This is a genomic window from Micromonospora sp. NPDC048868, from assembly GCF_043198195.1.
Classification (GTDB): domain Bacteria; phylum Actinomycetota; class Actinomycetes; order Mycobacteriales; family Micromonosporaceae; genus Micromonospora; species Micromonospora reichwaldensis.
In genome coordinates this window covers 426,292-451,931 of sequence record NZ_JBICUN010000003.1, presented here as the reverse complement: position 1 = coordinate 451,931, position 25,640 = coordinate 426,292, and the positions used below count along the sequence as shown (strand labels likewise).

Below are 25,640 nucleotides of genomic sequence, written 5' to 3'. Positions count from 1 at the left end.
GCCTTCCCTCCCGGGCCTGCGCCGACGGTGCCGGACGCGCGGCCGGCGGCTCAGCCGAGGCGCACGTGGGCCGGCCGTTCGGGCCGGCCGGTGCCGGTGCCGGCGCCGTCGAGCGTCGTGCCGACCGGGACGGCGGGCCGGGCCGGTACGACCGGCGCGTCCCGGCCGGTGCCCCGGTGGCCGTCCCCGTCGTGGCTCGACTCCTCGTGGTAGTCCTGCTCCACGTTGACCGACCACACGTCGTGCCGGGTGCCGCAGGCGATGTTCTCGGCGGTGAGCATGGCGGTCAGCATCGAGTGGTCCTGGTTGTTGTAGCGGTGCATGCCGTTGCGGCCCACCGGGTGGACGTTCGGCACCTCGCGCGCCAGCCAGTCCCGGATCACGTCGACGTTGTGCTGGTAACGCTCGTCGTAGACCGGGTACGCCTTCGGCATCCGCACCACGTACCCGGCCTCGACCACCCCCGGCCGGACCAGGCCGAGCCGCTCCAGCTCGGCCGTCGCGGCGGCGACCAGTTCGGCGTCCGGCGTACGCCAGGTCTCGTCGTCCTCGAACACGAAGTACTCCAGGCCGAGGCAGGTGCGGCCGTCCTTGACCAGGTGCGGCGACCAGGAGCCGAAGTTCTGGATCCGGCCGACCCGCACCGCCGGATCGTGCACGTAGATCCAGTTGTCCGGGAACGAGAACTCCTCCGGCACCACCAGCGCGACGGTCAGGAAGTCCCGGTACCGCAGGTCGGCCGCGGCGGCCCGCACCTCCGGCGGGGCCGCCGGGCGCAGCGCGGCCACCAGCTCCGAGATCGGCATCGAGGAGACGACGTGCTCCGCCGGCTCGGTACGCTGCCCGCCTGCCCCGTTGACGGTCACGGCGACGGCCCGGCGGCGCTCCGGGTCCCGGTGCACGGCGGTCACCCAGGTGCCGGTGTCCACCCGGCCCCCGCGCCGGCGCACCTCCTCGGCGCAGCGTTGCCACATCATGCCCGGGCCGAGCTTCGGGTACTGGAACTCCTCGATCAGGCTTGTCACGTCCTTGCGGTTGCGTCGGGGCAGCACCGCGTTGCGGACCGCCTTGGCCAGCGACAGGTTCTTGATCCGCTGGGCGGCCCAGTCGGCCTGCAACCGGTCGGCCGGCATCCCCCAGACCTTCTCGGTGTACGTCTTGAAGAACATCGAGTAGAGCCGCCAGCCGAAGCGGGCCGAGACCCACCCCTCGAAGTGCGACTGGTCCTTGGGCGGGCGCAGCCGGGCCCGCGCGTACGAGCCCATGCACAGCGCGGCCTCCCGCACGCCGAGGTTGCGCAGGGCGTTCGCCGCGCTCAGCGGGTAGTCGAACAGGGCGCCCCGGTAGTAGATCCGGCTCATCCGGGGCCGCAGCAGGAAGTCCTCGTCGGGCAGGATCTCGTGCCAGAACTCCTCGACCCGGGCCACCTTCGTGAAGAACCGGTGCCCGCCGATGTCGAAGCGCCACCCGTCCCGCTCGACGGTACGGCTGATCCCGCCCACCACCTCGTCTGCCTCGAACACCCGGACCGCGCTGTCGCGCCGGAGCAACTCGTACGCCGCCGTCAGGCCCGCCGGTCCAGCGCCGATGACCACCGTGCCGTGCTCTTCGCCCATGCCCGTCGCCCCCTGCTTCCGCCTCCCGGAGGCGGCCCGCTTACCCGGCACCGGCCCGAACTCACCCCGGACTCCCGTCCGCCCCCGGGACACCCCGACGGGCGGAGCGCCCGGGACGCGCCGCGCCGCGCCCGGCGCCCGGTTCCGCACCGGGATCGCGCCGACGTGTCAACGGCCCCGGAACGGGGATGTGGCACCGGTCGGGCCGCCGGACCGGGAGACGCGTGATGGACAGTGGGCGGGCCGTCTCGGAGCGGCGGTGGCGCGCGCTGCCCGTCCGGCTGGCCGGGCGCGGGCACGACCTGCGGCGGGCGGCGTCGCGGGCCGCTGGCCGGGTGCCGACGCCGTGGCTGTTCGTCCTCGCGGTCTTCCTCGGTACGAAGATCGTGCTCAGCGCCCTCGGGGTGCTCGCGCTGAGCGCCTTCGACGACGTGCCCTGGGCCCCGCCGCCGGACGAGACGATGATGCGCGAGCAGCAGCGGGCGATCTCCGGGCACCGCGCGGTCGCGCTCTGGTTCGCCTGGGACTCCTTCCTCTACGACCGCCTCGCCCAGCTCCCGCTCGACGAGCCGTGGCCCGACTTCGGCTTTCCCCTGCTCTATCCGTTCCTGGCCCGTCCGCTGGCCCCGCTGCTGGGCGGCGACACCGCGCTGGCGTTGCTGCTCGTCGCGAACGTCGCGTTCCTGCTGATGCTCTTCTACGCCCACCGGCTGGGCGAGCGGCTGCTCGGCGACGACGCCGCCGCCCGCCGGTTCGTCCGCTACCTCGTGCTGCTGCCGGCCGGGTTCCTGTTCCAGGCGGCGCTGACCGAGTCGCTGTTCCTCTGCCTCGCGCTCGCCGCCTTCCACTACGCCGAGCGGCGGCGCTGGCTGCTCGTGGGCGTCGTCGGCTTCTTCCTGGCGACGAGCCGCTCCGTCGGGTTCCTCGTCGTGCTCCCGCTGGCCCTGGTGCTGCTACGGCAGCACGGCTACCGGCTGGGCCCGCGCGTGTGGTGGGCGTACGTGCGCGCCGGCTGGCCGCTGGCGCTGGTGCCCGCCGGCTGGCTGGCGTTCATGGCGTTCTGCCGGTGGCAGAGCGGCGACTGGTTCGCCTACAAGCACGCCCAGGAGACGGGTTGGGGCATCCGGGTGCAGAACCCGCTGGCGGTGCTGTGGCACGGACTGACCGGCAGCCCGCCCCGCGACGCCCTGCGGGTGTGGGTCGCCGTCCTGGTGCTGGCGGTCCTGCTCGCGGGCGCCCGCCGGCTCGGGCTGCCCTATCTCGTGTACGGGCTGACCATGGTCCTGGTGCCGCTGTCGATGGGGCCGCCGGTGTACAAGAGCCTGCTGCGCTATCTGCTGGCCGTCTTCCCGGTCGCCCTCGTGCTGGCCCGCTGGGCCCGGCACGCGGGCGCCGACGCCTGGCTGACCGCCGCCCTGGCCCTGCTCCAGGGCGCGCTCTTCGTCACCTGGCTCGCCTACTGGACCCACTTCATCATCTGAGCCCGCCTACGCCTCCTGCCCGCGCGCCGGGGCGTCCGGCGTACGGGCGGCGACCGCGCGCACCAGCTCCTCGGAGAGCGCCGTCGAGACCAGCGCCAGCCGACTCGCGTCGGCCTGCACGTCGGCCTGCGCGACCGCCACGCTCTGCGACTCCAGGGCCGGATCGACCTCCCGCGTCGCCGTCGCCCCCGAGGTGAAGCGCCGGAGCGCCACCAGGACCGCCGCGGCCTCACCGGCGGCGTCGGCACGCTCGATGCTCCAGCCGGCCGCCACCGCCCGCTGCCGGGCGGTGCCGGCCACGGACTCGTCGAGCGGGCCCAACGCACGCAGGCCGTCGCTGATCTCGACGCAGCGGCGGTAGAGCCGCTCGCCCAGGCGCCACGCCCACCGGGGGTCGACCTCCGGCCGGCGCGGGGGATGCAGGGCGATGGTCGGCATCGCCCGGTACAGCAGGTACCACAACGCGTGCAGGTCACGGTGCGTGGCGTACCGGCGCGGCCAGGCGCGGACGCCGTCGACCGCCTTGCGTGCCGTCGCCAGCACGAAGCTGGCCCCGATCAGCGACACCGACAGCGTGATCAACGTCTGCGTCGCGGCCGGCTCGGGCCACGGCGGCGCCACCCCGGCCAGCTTGAGGCAGATGAACAGGGCCTTGTGCGCGACGAATCCCGCACCGAAGGCCGCGCCGGCACTGAGCAGCCGCATGCTGGTCCTCAGTCGGGCGCCGGCGTAGCGCGCGTAGCCGGCGGACACCCGCAGGATGTCCACGACCGTCACCCCGAGGCAGGTCAGGAACGCGAGCATGTAGACGCCGACCGGTGGCAGGTCGCCGTACCGCTCGGCGAAGTGCAGGGGCTCGGACTCGGGGAAGTTGGCCCGCGAGAACGCCGCGACCATCACGCCGAACGCGGCGGCGAGGAACACGCCCCGACGCGCCATCAGCCGGCGTGCCCGCCCCGGGTCGCCCAGGTGCAGGAAGAGGAACTGGATCGCCGCCGCGGCGAGCAGCGCCGAGCCGTGCTCCACCAGCTTGGCGAGGTTGGCCACGCCCGACACGCGGTCGAGCAGGCTGTGCACCGGCGCCCACCCGGCGGTGACGGCCACCCCCATCCCCAGACAGATCCCCGCGCTCGCCAGGATCCTCGGGTTGGCCGGATCCCGACCCAACGCCCTGAGCTTCACCAGGAACGCCACCGCGGCGACGCTGGCGGCGACCAGATGACCGACAGTGACGAGCACCCGATCTCCCGCCTAGTCCGTCAAGGTCGCGGCGATGCGGTGCATGACGGCGGCCGTGACGCCGCCCAGCTCGTCGAAGGCCACGTCCTCGCCGCCGCCGTCGAGCCGTGCCCCCAGGTATGTCGCCAGCAGCTCCGCGTCGTGCTCCTGCTGCTCGTCGAACGTGGCGGGGGAGCGGGCGAGCACCCCGTGCGCCGCCGCCGGCTCACCCGTTCCGCCGGCGGAGGGCACCGCCCGCGCGGTGTGCCGCAGGGCGATGTGCATCAGCTCGTGCAGGATCGTCTGGACGCGCAGCACGGGCGGCGCGTCGCGACTGAACAGGACGTAGTCGGTCCCGGAGGTCGCCACCCACAGCCCGCAGGGCCCGGCCTGCCCGTCGACGCTCATCGCGGCGAGCTGGATGCGCCGACCGCGCGTGGTCTCGAGCGCGGACACCAGGCCCCGCACCGTCAGGGGCGACGGCAGGTCCACGTCGAGCTGGCGCAACAACCGCTGTCTCCGACGCCGTCGGTGCCACATCGCCCGCCATCACTCTCCCCGCCGGGCCGCCAGCCCGAGAGACCCCCGTGTCGTGTCACCCGCCCGCCGCGTCCACCCCGGACGGTCGACGCCCGTGCCGGCCGCGACGGCGCGGGTGCGGGCAGCATAGCCAAGCGCGACGACACTGTGACGCCCGAGCGGGGCGGAACGTGACAGCTCACGCCCGCGGTGTGCCCGCCGCCCGGGGCGGTCGGCAGAATGTGGACCGTGCACGACGTCATCGACCGCCCCGACCGCCGCACCGGCAGGCTGCTCGCCCGCGCCGCCACCGAGGTCTTCGCCCCGGCGCTGCTGGCCGCGCTGATGCCCGTCGTCGTGGGCCTGCACGCCGCGTCGCCCGTCGAGGTGGGCCTCGGCTGGGCCCTGGTCGGCTCCCTGTTCTGCTCGATCATCCCCAACAGCCTGATCTGGTGGGGCGTACGCCGGGGCCGGCTGACCGACCACCACATCAGGCGACGGGAACAGCGCCGACGGCCACTGGCGTACGGGCTGCTGTCCGTGCTGGTGGGCCTCGCCGTGATGATCGGATTCGGCGCCCCGCGCCCCGTCCTGGCGATGGTCGTCGTCATGTTCGCCCTCGGCCTCGCCGTGACCGTGGTCAACCTGGCGTGGAAGCTCAGCATCCACGCGGCCGTGGCGGCGGGCGCGGCGGCCGTGCTCGTGATCGAGTTCGGACCGGCGCTGCTCGCCTCGGCGCCCGTGGTGGCGCTGGTCGGCTGGTCGCGGGTGCGCCTGCGCGACCACACCGTCGGCCAGGTGGCCGCCGGCACCGTCGTGGGGGCGCTCATCGCCGCCCCCACGTTCCTGCTGCTGCGGTGAACGGAGGCGGGAGCACGCCCTACGTCCGGCCGCGCCCCGTGGGCTTGTTGCGTGCCTCCAGCGCCGCGACCTGCTCCACGATGGCGCGTAGGCTCGCCCTGGGCGCCCCCGGCGGCATCCGGCGGGCCAGGACGGTGATCGTCTCCAGGTCGGGGTCGCCCTCGCCGTCCGCGGCCACGGTGTCGAAGAAGTAGCCCGGGGGCACCCGGAAGAAGTTGGCGAGCTGCTGGATGGCCGACCGGGTGGGATTGTCCCGCTCGCCGCTCAGCAGGTAGTTGACGTAGCTCGTCGAGAGCCCCGTGGCCCTGGCGACCTCCTCCGGCGAGAAGGGCCTGTCGCTGCCGGGCCGGCGATGCGTCTCGAACAGGTGCCGCAGCCGGTCGGCGAAGGACGTCGATCCGCTGGCCTTGCCGCCGTCGGCCATGACCACCCCTCCCGATCCGACCCGAGGACGCCCACCATAGTGGTTGGGCCGGGCTGCGCCGCCACAATGGTTGCGGGCCGTGGCGGACCGTGCTTGACTGACCACGCCGACCACTGTTGTGGCAGTGACACCGTAGCGGACAGCCATAGTGTGTGGTAGGACACCCGCACCAGCGTGTGTCGACTCCGTGTCGGCGCGTCGGCCGACGACCGCCAGGCGCGGCACAGGGGACGGAAACGGGGGATGCGCAAGCCGCTCAGGGTGTGCACCTCACCGCACGCCGAGGAGCAGCCGGCAGGGGGGGCCGCAGCCGGTACGGCCGCGCGCATCTGGGGGGCCGTCCTCCGAGCGACCTGGCGCCAGGTGGCCCCGGGTGCCATGCCCGGGGCCACCGACGACGGTGTCCACCGTGGCCGGGGCGTCCCGGTGACCGGAGGGTCGTCAGCCGGCTGACGCGCCGGAACCCCCCGCCCGTGGGCGGACCGGGGTGACCTCGGCGGCCGGCCCGGTGCTGTCCCGGCGCACCACCTCGGCGGGCAGCACCTCGACGCGGGGCGCCGCGGCCCCCGAATCGAGCGCCAACGACATCGCGCGGACCCCCATCTCGACCAGGGGCAGCCGGACGGTGGTCAGCGCCGGGGTGACGTCCCGGGCGATCGGCATGTCGTCGAAGCCGATGACCGACACCTGCCGGGGCACCGCCACCGACCGGGAGCGCAGCAGCGCCAGCGCGCCGATCGCCATCGAGTCGTTGAGCGCCACGACGGCGGTCAGCTCGGGGTCGGCGTCGAGCAGCGCGGCCGTCGCGGCGACACCGCCGTCGCGGTCGAACTCGGCGTGCCGGACGCGGTGCTCGGGCAGGCTCAGCCCGTGCGCGGCGAGGGACTCCCGCAGGCCGGTGAGCCGGTCGGTGGTGGTGGTGAGCACCGCGGGCCCGGCCACCACCCCGATCGCCCGGTGACCGAGTTCGTACAGCTCCTCGCCGATCAACCGGCCGCCGGCGCGGTTGTCCGGCATCACCGCGTCGCCGGAGTGCTCGTGCCGGCCGATGACCGCGACCCGTCCGCCGGTCGCCTCGTACGCGGCGAGCTTCTCGTTGAGCAGCCGGGTGAAGGTGGCGTCGTGGTAGCCCGAGCCGGCCAGGATGATCGCGGCGACCTGCTGGCCGCGCAGCAGCTCGACGTACTCCAGCTCGCGGTCCGGGTCGCGGTAGCTGTTGCAGATCATCAGCAGCCGGCCCTGGTCGGTGGCGACCCGTTGCAGGCCCCGGGTGATCTCGGCGAAGTAGGGGTCGGAGACGTCGTGCACGATGACGCCCACCGCCACGCGGTGCGAGCGGGCCAGCAGTTGGGCGTGCGCGTTCGGCACGTACTGGAGGTCGGCGACGGCGCGCAGCACGCGCTCGCGGAGCTCCTCGGTGACGGGCTTGCTGCTGCCGTTGATCACCCGGGAGGCGGTCGCGGGCGAGACCCCCGCCCGCCGGGCCACGTCGGACAGGGTCGCCACTGCCGCCCCCTCGGTCGTTTCTCGACGGCCGCGCCCCGGTGCCGGCCATGCGTCACCGTACCGCAGCGAAAGCGCTTCCCCGCCCCGGCGCCCGCCCGCGTGGCCCGGCGGTCGGCGCCGGCCGCGAGACGGGGCGAACAGCCTCTTGCCTGAGGAGGGAGGCGTTCCCTACGCTGCCCAGGAAAGCGCTTGCCTGAGATCCGCCGCCGGGAGCCTCCCGGCGGCGGCGCAGGCGTGGAACAGGTCGCCCGCCGCCGGTCCCGGTTGGAGGCGCCCGCGGAGGGAAGGAACACCATGACCCGCAGGTCGATAGGCATCATCGTCAACGGCGTCACCGGCCGGATGGGCTACCGGCAGCACCTGGTGCGCTCACTGCTCGCCATCCGCGAGCAGGGCGGCGTGCCCCTGGCCGACGGCACGTCGATCTGGCCCGAGCCCGTCCTGGTCGGGCGCAGCGAGACCAAGCTCCGCGAGATCGCCGAGCGGCACGGGCTGACCGACTGGACCACCGACCTGAGCGCGGCGCTGGCCCGCGACGACGTCGAGATCTACTTCGACGCCCAGGTCACCCAGCAGCGGGAGAAGGCGATCCGCCGGGCGCTGGACGCCGGCAAGCACATCTACACCGAGAAGCCGCTGGCCGAGGACACCGAGGGCGCCCTCGACCTGGCCCGGGCGGCGCGCGCCGCCGGCGTGCGTACCGGGGTGGTGCAGGACAAGCTCTTCCTGCCCGGGCTGCGCAAGCTCAAGCGGCTCATCGACGGCGGCTTCTTCGGCCGGATCCTGTCGGTGCGCGGGGAGTTCGGCTACTGGGTGTTCGAGGGCGACTGGCAGCCGGCCCAGCGCCCGTCCTGGAACTACCGCAGCGAGGACGGCGGCGGCATCGTCGTGGACATGTTCCCGCACTGGCAGTACGTGCTCGAGGAGCTCTTCGGCCGGGTGCGTACGGTCTCCTGCCTCACCGCCACGCACGTGCCGCAGCGGGTCGACGAGGCGGGCCGCACCTACCCGGCGACCGCCGACGACGCCGCGTACGGCATCTTCGAGCTCGACGGCGGCGTGGTCGCGCAGCTCAACTCCTCGTGGTGCGTCCGGGTGCACCGCGACGAGCTGGTCGAGTTCCAGGTCGACGGCACCGAGGGCAGCGCCGTGGCCGGGCTGCGCAGCTGCCGGGTGCAGCACCGGGCGGTCACCCCGAAGCCGGTGTGGAACCCCGACCTGCCGGTCACCGAGCCCTTCCGGTCACAGTGGACGGAGGTGCCGGACAACGAGGAGTTCGACAACGGCTTCAAGGTGCAGTGGGAGGCGTTCCTGCGGCACGTCGTCGCCAACGAGCCGTTCCCGTGGGACTTCCTGGCCGGCGCGCGCGGCGTGCAGCTCGCCGAGCTGGGCCTGCGGTCGGCGCGCGAGGGCGCCCGCCTCGACATCCCGGAGCTGGACCTGTGAGCGCGAGGAGTGAGCCGGGTCTGCGAGCCCCGCAGTCGCGAACGGAGGTGGCGCTGTGAGCGCGAGCAATGAGGTGGTGCTGCCGGGTGGGCGGCGGTACCGGTTGACCGGGGGCGCCGGCTTCCCGCGCCCCGCCGGGCCGCCGACCAGCCGGATCGCGTACGCCGCCGCGCACGTGGTGGCCGATCCGACGGCCGAGAACGTCCCCGGCGCCCCGGCCGTGCTGGACTGGGACCGCACCCTGGCCTTCCGGCACCACCTGTGGTCGTACGGCTTCGGGGTGGCCGAGGCGATGGACACCGCGCAGCGCGGCATGGGCCTGGACTACCCGGCCACCCGCGAGCTGATCCGGCGCAGCGCCGCCGAGGCCCGCGCGGTCGGCGGGCGGATCGTCGCCGGGGTCGGCACGGACCAGCTCCCGCCCGGCCCGGCCACCCTGGCCGAGGTCGCCCGCGCCTACCGCGAGCAGCTCGACGACGTGCGGGCCGCCGGGGCCCGCCCGGTGCTGATGTGCAGCCGCCACCTGGCCGCCGCCGCCCGCAATCCGGAGGACTACCTGCGGGTGTACGACGAACTGCTCTCCGCCGCCGACGAGCCGGTGGTGCTGCACTGGCTCGGCCCGATGTTCGACCCGGCGCTCGCGGGCTACTGGGGGTCGGCCGACCTCGACGAGGCCGCCGACGCCGTCGTCGGGCTGATCAAGGCCCACGACAGCCGGGTGGACGGGATCAAGGTCTCCCTGCTGGACGCCGGCCGCGAGGTGGCGCTGCGCCGCCGGCTGCCCGCCGGGGTGCGCCTCTACACGGGCGACGACTTCCACTACCCGGAGCTGATCCGGGGCGACGCGAGCGGCCACTCCGACGCGCTGCTCGGGGTGTTCGCCGCGATCGCGCCGGCCGCCGCCGCGGCGCTCGCGGCACTGGACCGGGGGGACCTGGCGGCGTACGACCGGATCTTCGCCCCGACCGTGCCCCTGGCCCGGCACATCTTCGCGGCCCCCACCTGGCACTACAAGACGGGCATCGTCTTCCTGGCCTGGCTGACCGGGCACCAGGACCACTTCACGATGGTCGGCGGGGCGCAGTCCGGCCGCTCGCCGGCGCACCTGGCCACCCTGCTCACCCTCGCCGACGCCGCCGGGCTGCTGCCCGACGCGGACCTGGCCGCCGCCCGCGCCCGGGCGCTGTTCACGGTGGCGGGAGTCGACCAGTGAGCGCGAGGAGTGAGCCGGACCTGGGGCGGTTCTCGTTCAATCAGGCCACGTCGCAGCACTGGCCGCTGCCCGAGGTGGTCGCCGGCTGCGTCGCCGCCGGGGTGCCGGGGATCGGGCTCTGGCGGGAGCCGGTCGCCGAGTACGGGTTGGCCCGCGCCGCGAAGCTGGTCCGCGACGCCGGCCTGGCGGTCACGTCCCTGTGCCGGGGCGGGTTCTTCACCGCCGACGGCTGGCGGGAGGAGAACCTGCGCGCCATCGAGGAGGCCGCCACCCTCGGCACCTCGGTCCTGGTGCTGGTCTCCGGCGGGCTGCCGGCGGGAAGCCGGGACATCGACGGCGCCCGCCGGCAGGTCGCCGACGCCATCGCCGAGTTGGCCCCGCACGCGGCGGCGGCCGGGGTGACGCTGGCGATCGAGCCGCTGCACCCGATGTTCAGCGCCGACCGCTGCGTGGTGTCCACCCTCGGCCAGGCGCTCGACATCGCCGAGCGGTTCGACCCGGGCGTGGTCGGGGTCGTCGTCGACGCGTACCACGTGTGGTGGGACGACACGGTGTACGCGCAGATCGCCCGGGCGGGGGCGCGGATCGCCGCGTTCCAGGTGTGCGACTGGGTCACCCCGCTGCCCGAGGGGGTGCTGCTCGGCCGGGCCCTACCCGGCGACGGCTGCATCGAGCTGCGCCGGCTGCGGGAGGCCGTGGACGAGGCCGGCTACGCCGGGCCGGTCGAGGTGGAGGTCTTCTCGGCCGAGGTGTGGGCCCGGCCCGGCCGGGAGGTCCTCGACGCGTCGGTCGCGGGCTACCTGCGTCACGTCGCCTGACGACGGGTCCCGGCCGGTCGGGCGGCTGGCCGGGATCCGGGCGAGGATGAGGGGGTGACCGACCGACGGGTGCACCTCGACGACCTCGGCGCGTGGCTGATCAAGGGCAACGCGGACCGGGCCGACCTGGCCGGCCGCTTCGCCCGTGATCCGCGGGTGACGGGCTGGTGCGTACGCCCCGGCTACCGGGCCCGGCTGATGCGCGCCGGTCAGCCGGTGGTCCTCTGGGCCAGTGGCAGCTGCGGCCGGCTCGCGTACGGCGTCTGGGGCGTGGGGCTGGTGGCCGCCGCCGCGGTGCCGGGGGAGCCGGGCGCGGCCTGGACGGTGCCGTTGGACCTGACGGTCCTCGACGAGGCGCACCGGGTGCCCCGTGAGTCCTTCCAGGGCGACGTGCGGCTGGCCGGCGCGGAGGTGCTCAGGCAGCCGCAGGGGGCCAATCCGTCCTTTCTCACGGCGGCCGAGTTCGCCGCGCTGCGCGAGTACCTGCCACCGCGCTGACGGCCGGACCCCGGCCGGCCCGCCGTCTTCACCCAGCCCCGCCGGCTCTCTATGATCGGTGAAAACTGTCGCCAGGCAACCGGTCACGAACCGGCAAAAAGCTACAGGGAAGGGTGGGCATGGCGCTGTCCGCGACCGTCCTCGCCGAGCTGCGCGGGATCGTCGGCCCGTCGCACGTGCACGACGCGGCCGGCGACCTCGTGGCGTACGCGCGGGACGCGACGCCGTTGTTCTCGCACCGCCCGGACGCGGTGGTCTTCCCGGCCGACACCGCCGAGGTCGCCGCGGTGCTGGCACTCGCCACCCGGCACCGGGTGCCCGTGGTGCCCCGCGGCGCGGGCTCCAACCTGTGCGCCGCCACCGTGCCGCTGCGCGGCGGGATCGTGCTGGTGCTGACCCGGCTCAACGTCATCCTGGAGGTCAGCGGGGACGAGTTGCTCGCCCGGACGCAACCGGGCGTGACCAGTGCCGCCCTCGCCGACGCCGCCGCCGCACAGGGCCTGCTCTGGGCGCCCGACCCCGGCAGCCGGACCGTCGCCACGGTCGGCGGCACCATCGCCACCTGCGCGGGCGGGCTGCGCGGCCTGAAGTACGGCGTGACCCGCAACTACGTGCTGGGCCTGGAGGCGGTGCTGCCCACCGGTGAGGTGATCCGCACCGGCGGTCGGCTCTGGAAGGACGTCGCCGGCTACGACCTGACCCGGCTGCTCACCGGCTCCGAGGGCACCCTCGCCGTGATCACCGAGGCGACCGTGGCGCTGCTGCCCGCACCGGCGTCGGCGAACACCGGGGTCGCGTACTTCCCGACGCTTGCCGACGCGGGGGAGGCGGTCGCCCGGGTGATCCGGGCCGGGGTGGTGCCGGCGACGCTGGAGTTCCTCGACCGGGCCTGCATCGACGCCGTCGAGGACTTCGCCCACCTGGGGCTGCGTACCGACGCCGGCGCCCTGCTCCTCTTCGGCGACGACGGCCCGCCCGACCTCGTCGCCGCCCACCTGGAGCGGATCGGCGCGGCCTGCGTCGAGGCCGGCGCGGTGGAGGTCACCACGGCCCGCGAGGTCGCCCAGGCGGAGGCGCTGCTGGCCGCCCGGCGCTGCGCGCTGCCGGCGCTGTCCCGCCGGGGCGGGGTGACCATCCTGGAGGACGCGACCGTGCCCCGGCCCCGGATCGCCGAGATGGTCGACCGGATCGACGCCGTCGCCGCCCGGCACGGCGTCGCCATCGCCACCTTCGGCCACGCCGGCGACGGCAACCTGCACCCCACCTGCGTGCTCGACTCGGCCGAGGACCACGACGCGGTACGCCGGGCCGAGGCGGCCTTCGCCGACGTCTTCGCCGCCGCCATCGACCTCGGCGGCACCATCACCGGCGAGCACGGGGTGGGGGCGGCGAAACTGCCGTTCCTCGCCGCCCGCCTCGGCGAGGACCAGCTCGCCCTGCTGCGCCGGATCAAGAGCGCCTTCGACCCGGCGGGCATCCTCAACCCCGGAAAGCTGGGCTCATGACCGGCGACGTGTTCGACCCGGAGCAGTTGTCGCGCTGCATCTCCTGCGGGTTCTGCCTGCCGGCCTGCCCCACGTACGCGATGACCGGCGACGAGGCGTCCTCGCCGCGCGGCCGGATCACGCTGATGCGGGCGCTGCAGGACGGCACCCTGCCCCCGGACGACGACACCCTCGCCGAGCAGTCCTCGTTCTGCCTGGGCTGCCGGGCCTGCGAGCCGGTCTGCCCGGCCGGGGTCGAGTACGGCAGCCTGCTGGAGCAGTGGCGGGTGCACCAGTGGCGGGGCTGGCGGCGACCGCTGGTGGCCCGGGCGCTGATGCTCTTCGTCGAGCAACGCTGGCTGCTGCGGCTGTCCGGCCTCGTCCGCCGCGCCGCCCGCGGCCGGCCCGCCACCGCACGACGGGCCATGCCTGGCCCGGCGGGGCCCGCCCCGTCCGCGCCGAGAACGGCCCCGGCAGCCGTCCCCGCCGCCGCGCAGGACCCGGCCGACACGCCGGGCGCGCAGCTCATGCTGGGCTGCGTCGAGCGGGGCCTCTACCCGGCGGTCAGCCGGGCGGCGCACGCGCTCGCCCCCGAGCTGGCCGTTCCCACCACCCAGGGCTGCTGCGGCGCGCTGCACGCCCACAACGGCGACCTGGCCGGGGGCGAGCGGCTGGCCGAGCGGCTCGGCGCGGACCTGCCCGGCACGATCGTCACCACCTCCGGCGGCTGCGCCGCGCACCTGGCCTCCGTACTCGGCCGGGACCGGGTACGCGAGCTGTCCACCTGGCTCGCCGACCGGCCCGCCGGGGCGGAACTGCGGGTGGCCGGGCGGCGGGCCAGGGTCACCCTCCAGGACTCCTGCCACCTGCGCAACGGCCTCGGCGTCTTCGCCGAGCCCCGGACGCTGCTGCGCCAGGTCGCCGACTACGTCGAGCTGCCGTCGGCGGCCGCCTGCTGCGGCGCCGCCGGCACGTACTCGCTGCTGCGGCCGAAGGACTCCCGGCGGATCCTGGACGCGAAGCTCGACGAGATCGAGGCCGCCGGCGTCGACCTGGTGGTGGCCGTCAACCCGGGCTGCCTGCGGCAGTTGCGCACGGGGTTGCGCCGGCGCCGGTCCACCGTACGGGCCGTGCACCTCGCCGAGCTGCTCGCCCGCGTCCAGTCGCCGTAGCCGGCCGGGGCCGCCGGGCGCACCTGCGGTGCACCCGGCGGATGATCACTCCGTGCGGATGCCGTCGGGGCGGGTGAGCCGCCACAGCACCGGCAGGCTGAGCCCCGTCACCAGCAGCACCACGGCCGCCCCGAGGCCGGTGGAGATGCCCAGCGCCGGCCAGGCGACGGTCACCGGCGTCTGCACCATGCGCAGCAGCACCGCGCCGAGGGCGAGGCCGAACACCACCGCCAGGGCGAGCCCGATCACCACCGGCACGGCGCTCTGCCACAGCACCGACCAGCTCAGCGTGGAGCGCCGGGTGCCCACCGCGACCAGCATCGCCAGCAGCCGGCGGCGCTCCCGCAGCTGCTCCAGCACGCCGACCAGCATGCTGGCCCCGATCAGCAGCAGGGTGACCACCGCGCCGGCGTAGAGGCCGCGCTGGACGTTGACGAACTGGCTGGCCTGGCGGTTCTCGGTCAGCGTGAGCACCGAGGCGTACGGGTCGACGCCGGCGGCGGCGTTGCGGACGTGCTCCACCGCGTCCGGCCGGTCGGGCGCGAGCCGCAGGTACGCCTCGGCGCGCAGCGGCCCCAGCCGGGCGGTGTCGACCGCGCCGGGAGTGGCCAGCACCCCGCCCTGCCGGTAGCCGGACGGGTCGACGCGCACCGGCGCCTCCCGGGCGGTGGACGGCACCCGCCAGGTCACCCCGTCGGCGACCGTGACCGCGCTGCCCGCACCGAAACCGGCCGGCTCGCCCTCCGCGTCCGGGACCAGGAACACGTCGCCGTCGGCGCACCGGTCGAGCCGCGCGAACTCGGCCAGCGCCACGCAGTCGCCGATCCGCAGCGTGCCGTACGCCTCGCCGGCCGTGACCGAGGTGGCCAGGGTGGCGTTGCTCGCGGTCACCCCGGGCGCGTCGGCCAGCCGGTCCAGCCCCGCCGCCGCGTCCGACTGCGGGGAGAACTGCACCTGCACCTGGGCCCGGGAGGTGTCCTGGCCGGTGTCGAAGGTGAACCGGCCGGCGACGCCGGCGAAGAGCATCTGCAACCCGATGGTGCCCGCCACGGCGACCGCGATGCCGTTGACCAGCCGCGCGGAGGCGGCGCTGTCGACCTGGAGGCGGCGCACCGCGAGCTGCCACGCGACCGGGCCGCCGCGCAGCCGGCGTACGAGCAGGTCGGTGAGCCAGGGCAGCAGGGTGACCACGCCGGCCAGCAGGAGCACGGCGCCGGCCGCGGTCTGCCGCTCGTTGCCCAGCGGCGCGACTCCGGCCGCGCCGGCCAGCAGCAGCCCGAGCCCGGCGGCCGGCAGCAGCAGCCGCCACACCAGCCGCCGGCGCACCGGCGTCGCCCGCCGGGTCACCCCGAGCGGCTCGACCAGCACGGCGCGCATCGACACCAGCGTCACCACCACGGCGAGCGCCGGCACCGCCAGCGCGACGGCGGCCACCAGCGGCAGCGGCGGGCGCACGTCGGCGGCGTACACGCTGAGGTCCATGAGGGTGACCAGCGGCACCACCTGCCGGCCGAGCGCGAAGAGCACGCCGCCGGCCGCGACGCCGAGCAGCGCGCCGGCGGCGGCCTCACCGGCGGCGATCCGGCGGACCATCGCGGCGTCGGCGCCGACCAGGCGCAGCGCGGCCAGCCGCCGGTCGCGCCGCTCGCCGCCGAACCGCACGGCCGCGCCGAGGAAGACCGCGATGGGCAGCAGCAGAACCACGAAGATGACGACCACCAGCACCACCAGCACCGGGTCGAAGGCCTCGCCGGGCAGCCCGCCGCCGAACGCGTCCAGCCGGGTGGCGTCGTCGGCGGCGAGGGTGTCGCTGCCCAGGTAGTAGGCCAGCTCGCGGGGGCCGGCCAGCCCCTCGTCGGCGATGACGCCGGTGACCGTGGCCCCGCCGAGGCGGGGGGCGAACAGCGCGCCGTCGGCGGAGCCGAGCAGGTCGCGCAGGGCGGGGGAGACCAGCACCTCGCCGGCGCGGGGCAGCGCGGCCACCCCGGGCGGCGCCGGCGCGGCCGGTCCCTCGGGCCGCAGCACCCGGCCGCGCACCGGCTGCCCCCGGAACTCGGTGTCGGTCTGGCGGATCAGCAGGGTGTTCGCGGCGGCCGGGATCTTCTCGCCCATCCGCAGGTCGTCGCGGGCGTCGCCGCGCGCCTGCCGGGCGTCCAGCGCGCCGGGCACCGCGGCGGCGAGCAGCAGCATCGCCACCCCCACCCCGACGCCGACCGCCGTGAGCACCGCCCGCAGCCAGCCGTCCCGGCCGCCCGTGAACGCCATCCGCGCGCCCATGCCCAGGTCGGCCGCGCGGTCGCGCAGCCGCGTCACGCCGCGACCTCCAGGTCCCGGGTGCGGCCGTCGCGGACCACGACCTCCCGATCGGAGTACGCGGCGACCCGCGCCTCGTGCGTCACCAGCACCACGGCCGCCCCGGTGTCCCGGGCGGCGGCGGTGAGCAGCCGCATGACCCGCTCGCCGTTGAGCGAGTCGAGGGCGCCGGTCGGCTCGTCGGCGAAGACCACCCGTGGCCGGGTGACCAGTGCCCGGGCGACCGCCACCCGCTGCCCCTGCCCGCCGGAGACCTCGCCGGGCCGCTTGCCGGCCACCTCGGCGACCTCCAGGCGGTCCAGCCACTCGGCGGCCCGCCGCTCCGCCTCGCGCCGACCGACCCGACCCAGCCGCAGCGGCAGCGCGACGTTCTCCAGGCAGGTCAGCTCCGGTACGAGCTGGCCGAACTGGAAGACGAAGCCGAACTCCTCGCGGCGCAGCGCGCTGCGCTCGGCGTCGCTCAGGGCGGCGAGGTCACGGCCGGCGTAGCGGACCCGGCCGGAGTCGGGCCGGGTGATGCCGGCGAGGCAGTGCAGCAGCGTGGACTTGCCGGAGCCCGACGAGCCCATCACGGCCAGCACCTCGCCCGGGTGGACGCGCATGCTCGCCCCGGCGAGCGCCCGGGTCGGGCCGAACGAGCGGTGCAGGTCCTCGGCGAGCAGCAGCGGGGCGCTCACGACCGCACCGTCGCGGCCAGCTCGTCGAGACGGGCGGCGGTCAGCTCCAGCCAGCGCAGGTCGGCCTCCAGGTGGAAGAGCGCGTGGTCGCAGACCAGTTGCTCGGCGAGGTCGCCGTCGCGCTTGCGGCGGGTCAGCTCGCGCATCATCCGCAGGTGCTCGGCGCGCTGCACGTCGAGCACGTCGGCGGCGGGGCGGCCGGTCAGCAGGGCCAGCACCACCTTGGTGTAGAGGGTGCTCTGCAGGTACGGCTCGGGCTTCTCGGCCCGGGCCAGCCACTGCGCCACGTCGGTGACGCCCGCCTCGGTGATCGCGTACCGCTTGCGTTCCGGGCCCTCGCCGGGCTCCACCGCCTCCACCTCGACGAGGCCGCCACGCAGCAGCCGGGACAGGGTGGCGTAGACCTGCCCGTACGCGAGCGGTCGGGCGTGACCGAAGCGCTCGTCGTAGAGGCGTTTGATGTCGTAGCCGTGGCGGGGGGTGGCCTCGAGGAGGCCCAGGAAGGTCTGTCCGATCGACATGCCGGCGACTATACACACCGCGTATACCCGGAGTGTATAGCGGTACATTGCCCGCTCAACCGTCTGCATCGGAGGTCACCGTGTTCGCCCTGTCCCTGACCGAGGACGCGGAACTGCGTCCCCTGGAGCCCTGGCGGGCCGAGGAGTTCCTCGCCCACCTCGAGCGGGCCCGTACGCACATCGCGCCCTGGGTGTCGCCCTCGTTCCTGGTCGACGACCTGGCCGGTGCCCGGGCCGTGCTCCAGCGCTACGCGGAGCTGTGGGCGCGTGACGCCGGCGGTATCTGGGGCATCTGGCGGCGGGGCGAGCTGGTCGGCGGGGTCATGCTGGTCTCGTTCGACGCCGCCAGGGGCGTCTGCGAGGCGGGCTGCTGGCTGGAGCCGGCCGGGGAGGGCCGCGGGCTGGTCAGCCGGGCGGTCGGCCGGCTAATCGACTGGGCGGTACGGGAACGCGGCATCCACCGCGTCGAGTGGCGCACCAAGCCGGACAACACCCGCAGCATCGCCACCGCCCGGCGGCTGGGCATGCGCCTCGACGGGACGCTGCGCCAGGTCTATCCCGGCCCGGCCGGACGGGTCGACATCGAGGTGTGGTCGGTGCTGGCGCCCGAGTGGCGCGGCGTGCGCTCAGACGCCGGCGAGCACCGCGTCGAGTGAGCGGGGCACCCGGTCCGGCTCCAGCGCCGCCACGAGCAGCCGCGCGTACGCGCTCTTGCGGCCGGACCGGGTGCCGAGGAACCGGCGCAACTGCGCCTCGACGGCCCGGCCCCGCTGGGCCGGCTGTCGCTGGAACAGGTCGAACGAGCGCAGCTCGCCCTCGGCGGCGAGCGCCGCCCGCACCCCCGCGACGCCGACCGCCCGGATCAGTTCGTCCTCCAGGTCGGCCACGCAGACGTGGAACCCGAGGGCCGTCAGGTCGGCCCGGGACAGGTCGACGCCGAAGCCGCAGCGTTCCAGCGCGCGCCGGAAGTAGCCCTCCTCGGCCTCGTCGTAGAGGCCCGCCAGCCGCAGGCCGCGTCCCGCCGGGCCGAGCTGGTCGAGGAAGTGGCCGATGTTCGTCGCGCCGCCCATGGCCACCACCCGTACGCCTTCGGCGTCGAGGTCCCGGCCGCGGCGCGCGGCGAGGGTCTCCAGGGCGACCCGGTCGCTCGGCCCCTCGACGAGCACGACCGTCCGCGCGTCGATCCCGGCCGCCAGGTCACCGATGCTCCGCACTCCGCCTCCCCGTTCCCGATGCCGCAGCGCCCGCCCGGGGTCGGCCCGGCGGTCCGGCCCCGACGTGCGGGACGTACCACCGGGACCTGTGTCGGGCGGGCCAGCGCGGCCCGTCGCCCGCCGGGGCAGCGCGGCCCGTCGCCCGCCGGGGCAGCGCGGCCGTGCCCGCCAGGGCAGCGTGGACCGGGCCGTCCCCCGGCGCAACCGGATTGCGGGCGGCAGGGAACCGCCGGGGACCGGCGATCGTGCCGCTGCCCGGGCCGGGTGGCCCGGACGGCGGCGCCGGCGTCAGGGCAGCGACTTCAGGAACGGGCCGTGGCTCAGGCGGAACTCCCAGGCGTAGAACCGGTCCCAGTTGATCGACCAGGTCATCAGGCCCCGGAGGGCGGGATTGGTGCCGCTGCGCGGGGTGTACGGGCCGCAGCCCTGCCCCTTCACCAGGCAGGTCACCGCGGCCTGCACCCCGGCCGGGGCGAGATAGCCGTTGCCGGCGCTGGGGGAAGAGGGGGCGCCGAAGGCCACCTGGTCCTCACGCAGCGGCGGGAAGACCCGGTCGGCGTTGCCGGCGACGGGGAAGCCGGCGAGCAGCATGTCGGTCATCGCGATGTGGAAGTCCGCGCTGCCCATGGTGTGGTACTGGTTGTCGAGCCCCATGATCGGCCCCGAGTTGTAGTCCTGCACGTGCAGCACGGTGATGTCGTTGCGCAGCGCGTGGATCACCGGCAGGTACGACCCCGCGCGCGGGTCCTGCCCGCCCCACGGGCCCGAACCGTAGTACTGGTAGCCGAGCTGGACGAAGAACGTCTCCGGCGCCATGGTGAGGACGAAGCCCGCCCCGTACCGCTGCTTGAGGGTGCGGATCGCGGAGATCAGGTTGACGATCACCGGCGTGGTCGGGTTGCGGAAGTCGGTGTCCCCGGTGTCCAGGTAGAGCGAGTGGCCCTCGAAGTCGATGTCGAGCCCGTTGAGGCCGTACCGGTCGATGATGGCCGCCACCGACCGGACGAAGGTGTCCCGGGCGGCGGTCGTGGTGAGCTGCACCTGGCCGTTCTGCCCGCCGATGGAGAGCAGCACCTTCTTGCCCTGCGCCTGCTTGGCGCGGATCGCGGCGATGAACTCGGCCTCGGTCTCGACGCCCGGGCACTCGGCCGCCGGGCAGAGCTGGAACCGGATGTCGCCCGAGGTGACCGTGGTGGGTTCGCCGAAGGCGAGGTTGATGATGTCCCAGTCGGCGGGCACGTCGGCCATCCGCAGGTAGCCCGAGCCGTTGGCGAAGCTGGCGTGCAGGTAGCCGATCAGCGCGTGCCGGGGCAGCCCACCCGTCGGCGGCGGCGTGGTCGGTGGGGGCGTGGTCGGCGGAGGCGTGGTGGGTGGCGGGGTGGTGGGCGGCGCCGTGGTGGGCGGGGCGGTCGTGGGCGGTGCCGTGGTCGGCGGGGTGGTGGGCGTGCCGCCCGAGCAGGGCGCGCCGTTGAGCGTGCAGTTGGTGGGGGAACCGGAGCCGGTGGCCAGGAAGCCGAACGACACCGAGGCGCCGGGGGCGACGGTGCCGTTCCAGGAGCGGTTGGTGAAGGTGTGCCGCTGGCCGACGCTGCTGACCGTGGCGTCCCAGTAGGAGCCGAGCGTGGTGCCCGTGGGCAGGGTGAAGGCCACCTGCCAGCCGGTGATGGTGGCCGGGCCGCCGTTGGTGACGGTGTAGCGGCCCTCCCATCCGGTGCCCCAGTCGGCGGTCTTGACGAAGGTGGCGGTCGGGCCGGCGGCCTGGGCCGGCGCGGCGAGGGTCAGCGTGGTGGCGGTGACGGTGGCGAGGGCCGCGACGGCGGCCAGCAACAGGTTTCGGGCAGGGCGACGCATCCGGACCTCCCGGGTACGAGGGCCGTCGGATCGACGGATGCACAATTATTAGGATTGTTAACTGTAGTTGTCCAGATCGAAGTGTGAGGAAGGGGCCCTTCCTATCGCCCAGGCGATAGGAAGGCCCTCGGGTCAGCGCCGGGCCTCGCGACGCTTCAGGGTGCGCTCGTAGTCCTGGAACCGCGCCTTGGCGATGGCCGAGCGGTCCGCCGCGCGGAGCACCAGCCCCTCGGACCGGCCGGCCGGCCCGTCCAGGGCCACCAGGGTCCGAGGCAGGTGACCGGTCAGGAACGCGTGCGTCCCGTCGATGTCGCGGGGCAGCTCCCCGGCGGGGACGGTGGCCAGCCGGGGCACCGTCGGCAGGCCCAGCGCGTCGGCCCGCCCGACGAGGTCCGCCTCGCCGAGGAAGCGCTGGCCGCCGCCGTCGCGCCAGGCCGAGATCCGCTGCGCCGGCCAGTCGAGCATCGGCGCGGGGTCGTCCAGCACGGCCACGTCGAAGAGCCGGTGCCCGACCCGGCGTTCGGCGGTGTACTGCCGGGAGGCGGCGGTGACCTTGCCGCCGTACACCTCCAGGTAGAAGACCGTGATCCGGTCGTCCGCCGCCGCGACCGTCAGCCGCTCGGCCACGTCGCGCAGGGCGTCCACGATGCCCAGCGCGGGGTTGCCGATCAGGTCGCCGCGCGCGTACAGCAACTCCTCGCGGCTGCCGATCAGGTACGCGCCGCCGGGCAGCACGACGATCCGGGCGTTCGTCCCGTCGACCTTCTCGGTGAGGGTGACCGGCCCGGTGAACGCCACGCACTCCGCCAGCAGCCCGCCGTTGCCCGGGTCCAGGGCGTGGTAGGTGGGGATCGACGGGTACTTGGTCAGCGAGTTGATCCTCCGCAGGTCGACCGTCCGGACGTCGAGGCGGGACACGGCAGCTCCTTCATTGGTGGGGTGCGCCGAGCCGGTTCGCGGTGCGGCGCCGGGCCGGCAGCGTATCCGCCGCGAGGGCCCCGGCTCGCGCCAGTTTCCGGTCCGCGCGTCCACCCTGGACCGTCGGCGTGCGGAAATGTCGTACCCGGGGGCGACCATCCATCCATGGCTGTCCCCGCTCTCACCCCGCACACCGACCAGCCGCGCTCGGTGCCGCTTCGCGAGGCGCGCACCCGGCTCACCCAGCTCGTCGCGCTGGCCGAGTTGACCGACACCGTCACCGTCGTCACCCGCGACGGCGATCCCCGCCCGGTGGCCGCGATCGTCCCGGCGGCCGCCGCCCGCAGCGCCGCCCAGGCGCGTGCCGACACCGACCGCCTCGCCGCCGTCACCGCCGGCTGGGCCCGGCGCCTCGACGAGGCGCACCGGCGCAGCGCCCACCGGCACGCCGCCGAGCTGCGCGCGGTCACCGCCGCCCTCGCCGACGTCTGGGCCGAGCTCGACCGCCGGGTCACCCCGGGCAGCGACCCCGGCCTCGCCCGCCTCCGGGCCGCCCACGCCGACCTGCTGGCCGCCGACCCCGCCGCCTGACCCGCCCGGGTCCGCGCCGCGTCCGGCGCCGCTCGCGTCCGCGCCGTCCCGGGATCCGCGCCGTCCCGGGATCCGCACCACCCCCGGGCTCAGTGCCGCGCCGTTGCCTGGCCGGGATCCGGTGTGCCGCCGTCGACCGCGCCCCGACGCCGCCGCGGGCAGCGCTCGCGCGGGCCGCCGGCCCTCGGGCCGCAGGATGTCAGCCGGCGGGGTACGCGTGGGTCTGCGCCGCCTTCACCGCGGCCCAGACCGGCCGGCCGGGGGCCAGTCGCAGCTGTGCGGCGGCGGCCGGCGTGACGTCCGCCGACACCCCGATCGGCCCGTCGAGCTGCACCCGCAGGTCGTCGCCGTGCCGCTGCACGCCGGCCACCGTCGCCGCCCAGGTGTTGCGCGGGCTGCCCTCGGGGCGCGACGGGTGCAGGGCCACCGCCGAGGGCCGGAAGGCAACGAAGACCTCCCCGTCGAGCCGGTCGGCGACGGTGAGGGTCAGCCCGTCGGCGACCCGGACCCGGTGCCCGTCGGCGTGGCCCCGGTGCAGGTTCAGCCCGACGAGCCGGGCCACGTAGTCGGTGCGTGGCCGCGCCGTGACGGTCGCGGCATCCCCCTCCTGCACCACCCGGCCCTCCTCGACGACCACGAGCCGGTCGGCCAGCACCAACGCGTCCAGCGGATCGTGGGTGACAAGCAGGGTCGCCCCCGGGTGCGCGGCGAGGTGCCGGTGCAGCTCGGCCCGGGTGTCCAGCCGGGTGCGGGCGTCGAGCGCGGCGAGCGGCTCGTCGAGCAGCAGCAGCGCCGGCTCGACGGCGAGCGCGCGGGCCAGCGCGACCCGCTGCGCCTGCCCGCCGGAGAGGTGCCGGGGCCGGCGGTGGGCGTGCTCGGCCAGGCCGACCCGGTCCAGCCAGTCGTGGGCGGTCCGCCGGGCGGTCCGCCGGTCGGCGCCGTGCCGCCGGGGCCCGAAGGCCACGTTCTCCCACGCGCTCAGGTGCGGGAACAGCAGGTAGTCCTGGAAGACCACGCCGATCGGCCGGCGCTCGGTCGGCGTCCAGGCGCGGCGCTGCGGCCGGTCCAGGTCGACGCCGTCGAGGGTGAGGTGCCCGCCGGTCAGCGGGAGCAGGCCGGCGAGCGCGCGCAGCGCGGTGGTCTTGCCCGCCCCGTTGGGGCCGAGCAGCGCGACCACCTCGCCGGCGGCGACCCGCAGCGCGACGTCGAGGCGGAAGCCGTCCCGTTCCACCACGAGGTGCGCGTCGAGCAGGGGCGCGCTCACGGGCTGGTGATCCAGCGGTCGCGCAGTCCGGCGAGGATGGCCACCGAGACGGTGAGCAGCACGAGGCTGAGCACCACGGCGGCCTGCACGTCCGTCTCCAGCGCCAGGTAGACCGCCAGCGGCATGGTCTGCGTACGCCCCGGATAGTTGCCGGCGAAGGTGATGGTGGCGCCGAACTCGCCGAGCGCCCGGGCCCAGCACAGCACCGCACCGGCCGCCAGGCCGGGAGCCACCAGGGGCAGGGTGACGTGGGTGAACGTCGTCCAGCGGCCGGCGCCGAGGGTCGCCGCCGCCTCCTCGTACCGGCCGTCGGCGCCGCGCAGCGCCCCCTCCACGGCGATCACCAGGAACGGCATCGCCACGAACGCCTCCGCCAGCACCACCCCGGCGGTGGTGAACGGCAGGGTGATCCCGAAGGTCGCGTCGAGCCAGCCGCCGAGCAGGCCGCGCCGACCGAAGACCAGCAGCAGCGCCACCCCGCCGACGACGGGCGGCAGCACCAGCGGCACGGTGACGAGGGCGCGTACCAGGCGTCGGCCGGGAAACTCGACGCGGGCCAGCAGCCAGGCCAGCGGCACCCCGAGCAGCAGGCAGAGCAGCGTGGCCAGCGTGGCGGTCAGCAGGGACAGCCGCAGCGCGGTGAGCACGCCCGGTGCGGCGAGCCGCTGCGGCAGGTCGGCCCACGGCGTACGGGCCACCAGCCCGACCAGCGGCAGGACGAGGAAGACCAGGCCCAGCACGGCCGGCAGCAGCAGCGCGACGGGCACCCCGGGACCCCGCCGGCGCAGGCGTCCGCTGCGGGTACGCGTCACGGCGCCTGGAACCCGGCCGCGGTGAGCACCGCGCGCCCCCGCTCCGAGCGGACGTACGCGACGAAGGCCCGCGCGCCGTCGGGGTTGGGCGCGTCCCGCAGCGCGACGATCGGGTAGTCGTTGACGGCGCGGGCGGACTCAGGGAACTCGACGGCCGTCACGTCGGCCGCGGCGGCCAGGGCGTCCGTGCGGTAGACGAGGGCCGCGTCGACCTCGCCGAGCCGCACCTTGGACAGCGCGCCCCGCACGTCCTGCTCCAGGGTGACCGGGGTGAGCGCGACCGAGGCGGCGTCGAGCGCCGTCCGCGCCGCCGCCCCGCAGGGCACCTGCTCCGCGCAGAGGGCGACCTTCACGCCCGGCCGGGCCAGGTCGGCCAGCCCGGCGACGCCCCGTGGGTTGCCCTTCGGCACGGCGACGACGAGCTGGTTGCGGACGAAGACCACCGGGTCGCCGTCGGCGTTGCCGGCCTCGGCGACGGTGGTCATGTTGCGCGTCGCCGCCGAGGCGAACACGTCGGCCGGGGCGCCCTGGTTGATCTGGGCGGCCAGCGCGGCGCTGCCGGCGAAGTTGAGGACCACGGTCGTGCCCGGGTGGGCCGCCTCGAAGTCTTGGCCGATCCGGGTGAACGACCCGGTCAGCGAGGCCGCGGCGAACACGGTCACCGTGCCGTCCGTCGACCCGCCACCGGCGGTGGTGCCCGCGCCGCACCCGGCCAGGGCCACCAGGGCGGTGATCGCCGCCGCCGCGACCGTCCGCGCCCGCCGCGCCGCTCTCACGACCCCTGCCTGCCGCGGGAGGACCCCGACGGGGAGGCGCGTTCCACCACCACCGTGGTCGACTTGATCACCGCGACGGCAAGCGAACCGACGCGCAGGTCCAGCTCGTCGACCGCCTCCCGGCTCATCAGCGAGACGACCCGGAACGGCCCGGCCTGGATGTCGACCTGCGCCATCACGGTGTCCTTGACGACGTTGACCACGATGCCGCGCAGCCGGTTGCGGGCCGAGGAGGCGTCCGACCGGTCGTCCGGCTCGGCGGCCTGCCCCCGGGCGAACGCGGCCAGCTCGACCCCGTCGATGACCCGGTGCCCGTGCTCGTCGCGGCCGGCGGCGAGCCGCCCGGCGTCGACCCACCGGCGCACGGTGTCGGCGCTGACGCCGAGCAGCTCGGCGGCCTCCCCGATCCGGAACGTCGTCACCGGCCCAGCCTAGCGCCCGGCAGAT

General features: G+C 75.5%; 25 protein-coding genes. 10 read left to right on the top strand and 15 right to left on the bottom strand.

Annotation, left to right across the window (positions count from 1 at the left end):
• Positions 1 to 50: 50 nt before the first annotated feature.
• Positions 51 to 1,616, bottom strand: coding sequence for an NAD(P)/FAD-dependent oxidoreductase (locus ACGFNF_RS07020; RefSeq protein WP_393166348.1), 1,566 nt, complete (start codon positions 1,614 to 1,616; stop codon positions 51 to 53).
• 227 nt (positions 1,617 to 1,843) lie between these two features.
• Here ACGFNF_RS07020 and ACGFNF_RS07015 point away from each other — a divergent pair, with 227 nt between their 5' ends.
• Entirely contained in the window at positions 1,844 to 3,097 is a 1,254-nt protein-coding gene (locus ACGFNF_RS07015) for a hypothetical protein (RefSeq protein WP_393166346.1), read from the top strand.
• A 6-nt stretch (positions 3,098 to 3,103) separates the two neighbouring features.
• On the opposite strand, the gene ACGFNF_RS07010 is transcribed toward ACGFNF_RS07015, so the two are convergent.
• Both ACGFNF_RS07010 and ACGFNF_RS07005 read right to left on the bottom strand, forming a co-directional pair.
• Positions 3,104 to 4,336, bottom strand: a complete 1,233-nt coding sequence (locus ACGFNF_RS07010) for an MAB_1171c family putative transporter (protein ID WP_393166344.1) — start codon at positions 4,334 to 4,336, stop codon at positions 3,104 to 3,106.
• A gap of 12 nt (positions 4,337 to 4,348) precedes the next feature.
• Positions 4,349 to 4,825: a hypothetical protein gene (locus tag ACGFNF_RS07005; RefSeq protein ID WP_357576377.1), complete on the bottom strand. Its 477-nt coding sequence runs from the start codon at positions 4,823 to 4,825 to the stop codon at positions 4,349 to 4,351.
• Positions 4,826 to 5,083: 258 nt separating this feature from the next.
• On the opposite strand from ACGFNF_RS07005, the gene ACGFNF_RS07000 reads away from it, so the two are divergent.
• A complete protein-coding gene (locus tag ACGFNF_RS07000; RefSeq protein WP_393166342.1) occupies positions 5,084 to 5,695 on the top strand; it encodes a phosphoesterase PA-phosphatase in 612 nt (203 codons plus the stop codon).
• A gap of 19 nt (positions 5,696 to 5,714) precedes the next feature.
• Here ACGFNF_RS07000 and ACGFNF_RS06995 read toward each other — a convergent pair whose 3' ends face one another.
• Together ACGFNF_RS06995 and ACGFNF_RS06990 are read right to left on the bottom strand one after the other, a co-directional pair.
• Positions 5,715 to 6,119: a helix-turn-helix domain-containing protein gene (locus ACGFNF_RS06995; protein ID WP_357576375.1), complete on the bottom strand. Its 405-nt coding sequence runs from the start codon at positions 6,117 to 6,119 to the stop codon at positions 5,715 to 5,717.
• 441 nt (positions 6,120 to 6,560) lie between these two features.
• A complete protein-coding gene (locus ACGFNF_RS06990) occupies positions 6,561 to 7,625 on the bottom strand; it encodes a LacI family DNA-binding transcriptional regulator (RefSeq protein ID WP_393166340.1) in 1,065 nt (354 codons plus the stop codon).
• A gap of 294 nt (positions 7,626 to 7,919) precedes the next feature.
• On the opposite strand from ACGFNF_RS06990, the gene ACGFNF_RS06985 reads away from it, so the two are divergent.
• The 6 genes from ACGFNF_RS06985 (at position 7,920) to ACGFNF_RS06960 (ending at position 14,256) form a co-directional block, all read left to right on the top strand.
• The gene (locus ACGFNF_RS06985; RefSeq protein WP_132234929.1) at positions 7,920 to 9,071 is read left to right on the top strand and encodes a Gfo/Idh/MocA family protein; all 1,152 of its coding nucleotides are present in this window, start codon (positions 7,920 to 7,922) and stop codon (positions 9,069 to 9,071) included.
• Positions 9,072 to 9,126: 55 nt separating this feature from the next.
• On the top strand, positions 9,127 to 10,284 hold the full coding sequence (locus tag ACGFNF_RS06980) for a dihydrodipicolinate synthase family protein (RefSeq protein ID WP_393166338.1): 1,158 nt from the start codon (positions 9,127 to 9,129) through the stop codon (positions 10,282 to 10,284).
• The gene (locus tag ACGFNF_RS06975; RefSeq protein ID WP_393166336.1) at positions 10,281 to 11,102 is read left to right on the top strand and encodes a sugar phosphate isomerase/epimerase family protein; all 822 of its coding nucleotides are present in this window, start codon (positions 10,281 to 10,283) and stop codon (positions 11,100 to 11,102) included. Before ACGFNF_RS06980 ends, ACGFNF_RS06975 begins: the two co-directional genes overlap by 4 nt.
• 54 nt (positions 11,103 to 11,156) lie before the next feature.
• Positions 11,157 to 11,600, top strand: coding sequence for a hypothetical protein (locus tag ACGFNF_RS06970; protein WP_393166334.1), 444 nt, complete (start codon positions 11,157 to 11,159; stop codon positions 11,598 to 11,600).
• 119 nt (positions 11,601 to 11,719) lie between these two features.
• A complete protein-coding gene (locus tag ACGFNF_RS06965; protein WP_393166333.1) occupies positions 11,720 to 13,105 on the top strand; it encodes an FAD-binding oxidoreductase in 1,386 nt (461 codons plus the stop codon).
• Positions 13,102 to 14,256 (top strand): (Fe-S)-binding protein, encoded by a 1,155-nt coding sequence (locus ACGFNF_RS06960; protein WP_393166331.1) that lies wholly within the window; start codon positions 13,102 to 13,104, stop codon positions 14,254 to 14,256. Before ACGFNF_RS06965 ends, ACGFNF_RS06960 begins: the two co-directional genes overlap by 4 nt.
• A gap of 45 nt (positions 14,257 to 14,301) precedes the next feature.
• On the opposite strand, the gene ACGFNF_RS06955 is transcribed toward ACGFNF_RS06960, so the two are convergent.
• From ACGFNF_RS06955 to ACGFNF_RS06945, 3 genes are read right to left on the bottom strand one after another with little or no spacing between them, the layout of a single operon-like run.
• Positions 14,302 to 16,569: an FtsX-like permease family protein gene (locus ACGFNF_RS06955; protein WP_393166329.1), complete on the bottom strand. Its 2,268-nt coding sequence runs from the start codon at positions 16,567 to 16,569 to the stop codon at positions 14,302 to 14,304.
• Positions 16,566 to 17,246 (bottom strand): ABC transporter ATP-binding protein, encoded by a 681-nt coding sequence (locus ACGFNF_RS06950; RefSeq protein WP_357576367.1) that lies wholly within the window; start codon positions 17,244 to 17,246, stop codon positions 16,566 to 16,568. Before ACGFNF_RS06950 ends, ACGFNF_RS06955 begins: the two co-directional genes overlap by 4 nt.
• Positions 17,243 to 17,767, bottom strand: a complete 525-nt coding sequence (locus tag ACGFNF_RS06945; RefSeq protein ID WP_151453153.1) for a PadR family transcriptional regulator — start codon at positions 17,765 to 17,767, stop codon at positions 17,243 to 17,245. The genes ACGFNF_RS06950 and ACGFNF_RS06945 overlap by 4 nt, the downstream gene beginning before the upstream one ends.
• A gap of 80 nt (positions 17,768 to 17,847) precedes the next feature.
• Between ACGFNF_RS06945 and ACGFNF_RS06940 the strand changes: the two genes are divergently transcribed.
• On the top strand, positions 17,848 to 18,423 hold the full coding sequence (locus tag ACGFNF_RS06940; RefSeq protein WP_393166326.1) for a GNAT family N-acetyltransferase: 576 nt from the start codon (positions 17,848 to 17,850) through the stop codon (positions 18,421 to 18,423).
• On the opposite strand, the gene ACGFNF_RS06935 is transcribed toward ACGFNF_RS06940, so the two are convergent.
• The 3 genes from ACGFNF_RS06935 to ACGFNF_RS06925 form a co-directional block, all read right to left on the bottom strand.
• Positions 18,394 to 18,981, bottom strand: a complete 588-nt coding sequence (locus tag ACGFNF_RS06935; RefSeq protein WP_393166323.1) for a TOPRIM nucleotidyl transferase/hydrolase domain-containing protein — start codon at positions 18,979 to 18,981, stop codon at positions 18,394 to 18,396. The two genes, ACGFNF_RS06940 and ACGFNF_RS06935, sit on opposite strands and share 30 nt — an antisense overlap.
• Positions 18,982 to 19,269: 288 nt before the next feature.
• Complete coding sequence (locus ACGFNF_RS06930; RefSeq protein ID WP_393166390.1) at positions 19,270 to 20,811, bottom strand: chitinase; 1,542 nt, start codon at positions 20,809 to 20,811, stop codon at positions 19,270 to 19,272.
• Between the two features lie 153 nt (positions 20,812 to 20,964).
• Positions 20,965 to 21,750, bottom strand: coding sequence for an RNA ligase family protein (locus tag ACGFNF_RS06925; protein ID WP_393166321.1), 786 nt, complete (start codon positions 21,748 to 21,750; stop codon positions 20,965 to 20,967).
• 165 nt (positions 21,751 to 21,915) lie between these two features.
• On the opposite strand from ACGFNF_RS06925, the gene ACGFNF_RS06920 reads away from it, so the two are divergent.
• Positions 21,916 to 22,341, top strand: coding sequence for a type II toxin-antitoxin system Phd/YefM family antitoxin (locus ACGFNF_RS06920; protein WP_393166318.1), 426 nt, complete (start codon positions 21,916 to 21,918; stop codon positions 22,339 to 22,341).
• 199 nt (positions 22,342 to 22,540) lie between these two features.
• Here ACGFNF_RS06920 and ACGFNF_RS06915 read toward each other — a convergent pair whose 3' ends face one another.
• From ACGFNF_RS06915 to ACGFNF_RS06900, 4 genes are read right to left on the bottom strand one after another with little or no spacing between them, the layout of a single operon-like run.
• Positions 22,541 to 23,605, bottom strand: a complete 1,065-nt coding sequence (locus ACGFNF_RS06915; protein ID WP_393166316.1) for an ABC transporter ATP-binding protein — start codon at positions 23,603 to 23,605, stop codon at positions 22,541 to 22,543.
• Positions 23,602 to 24,417, bottom strand: coding sequence for an ABC transporter permease (locus ACGFNF_RS06910; RefSeq protein WP_357576360.1), 816 nt, complete (start codon positions 24,415 to 24,417; stop codon positions 23,602 to 23,604). The genes ACGFNF_RS06915 and ACGFNF_RS06910 overlap by 4 nt, the downstream gene beginning before the upstream one ends.
• The gene (modA, locus tag ACGFNF_RS06905) at positions 24,414 to 25,193 is read right to left on the bottom strand and encodes a molybdate ABC transporter substrate-binding protein (RefSeq protein ID WP_357576359.1); all 780 of its coding nucleotides are present in this window, start codon (positions 25,191 to 25,193) and stop codon (positions 24,414 to 24,416) included. Before modA ends, ACGFNF_RS06910 begins: the two co-directional genes overlap by 4 nt.
• Complete coding sequence (locus tag ACGFNF_RS06900) at positions 25,190 to 25,615, bottom strand: molybdopterin-binding protein (RefSeq protein ID WP_393166314.1); 426 nt, start codon at positions 25,613 to 25,615, stop codon at positions 25,190 to 25,192. The genes modA and ACGFNF_RS06900 overlap by 4 nt, the downstream gene beginning before the upstream one ends.
• Positions 25,616 to 25,640: the final 25 nt, after the last annotated feature.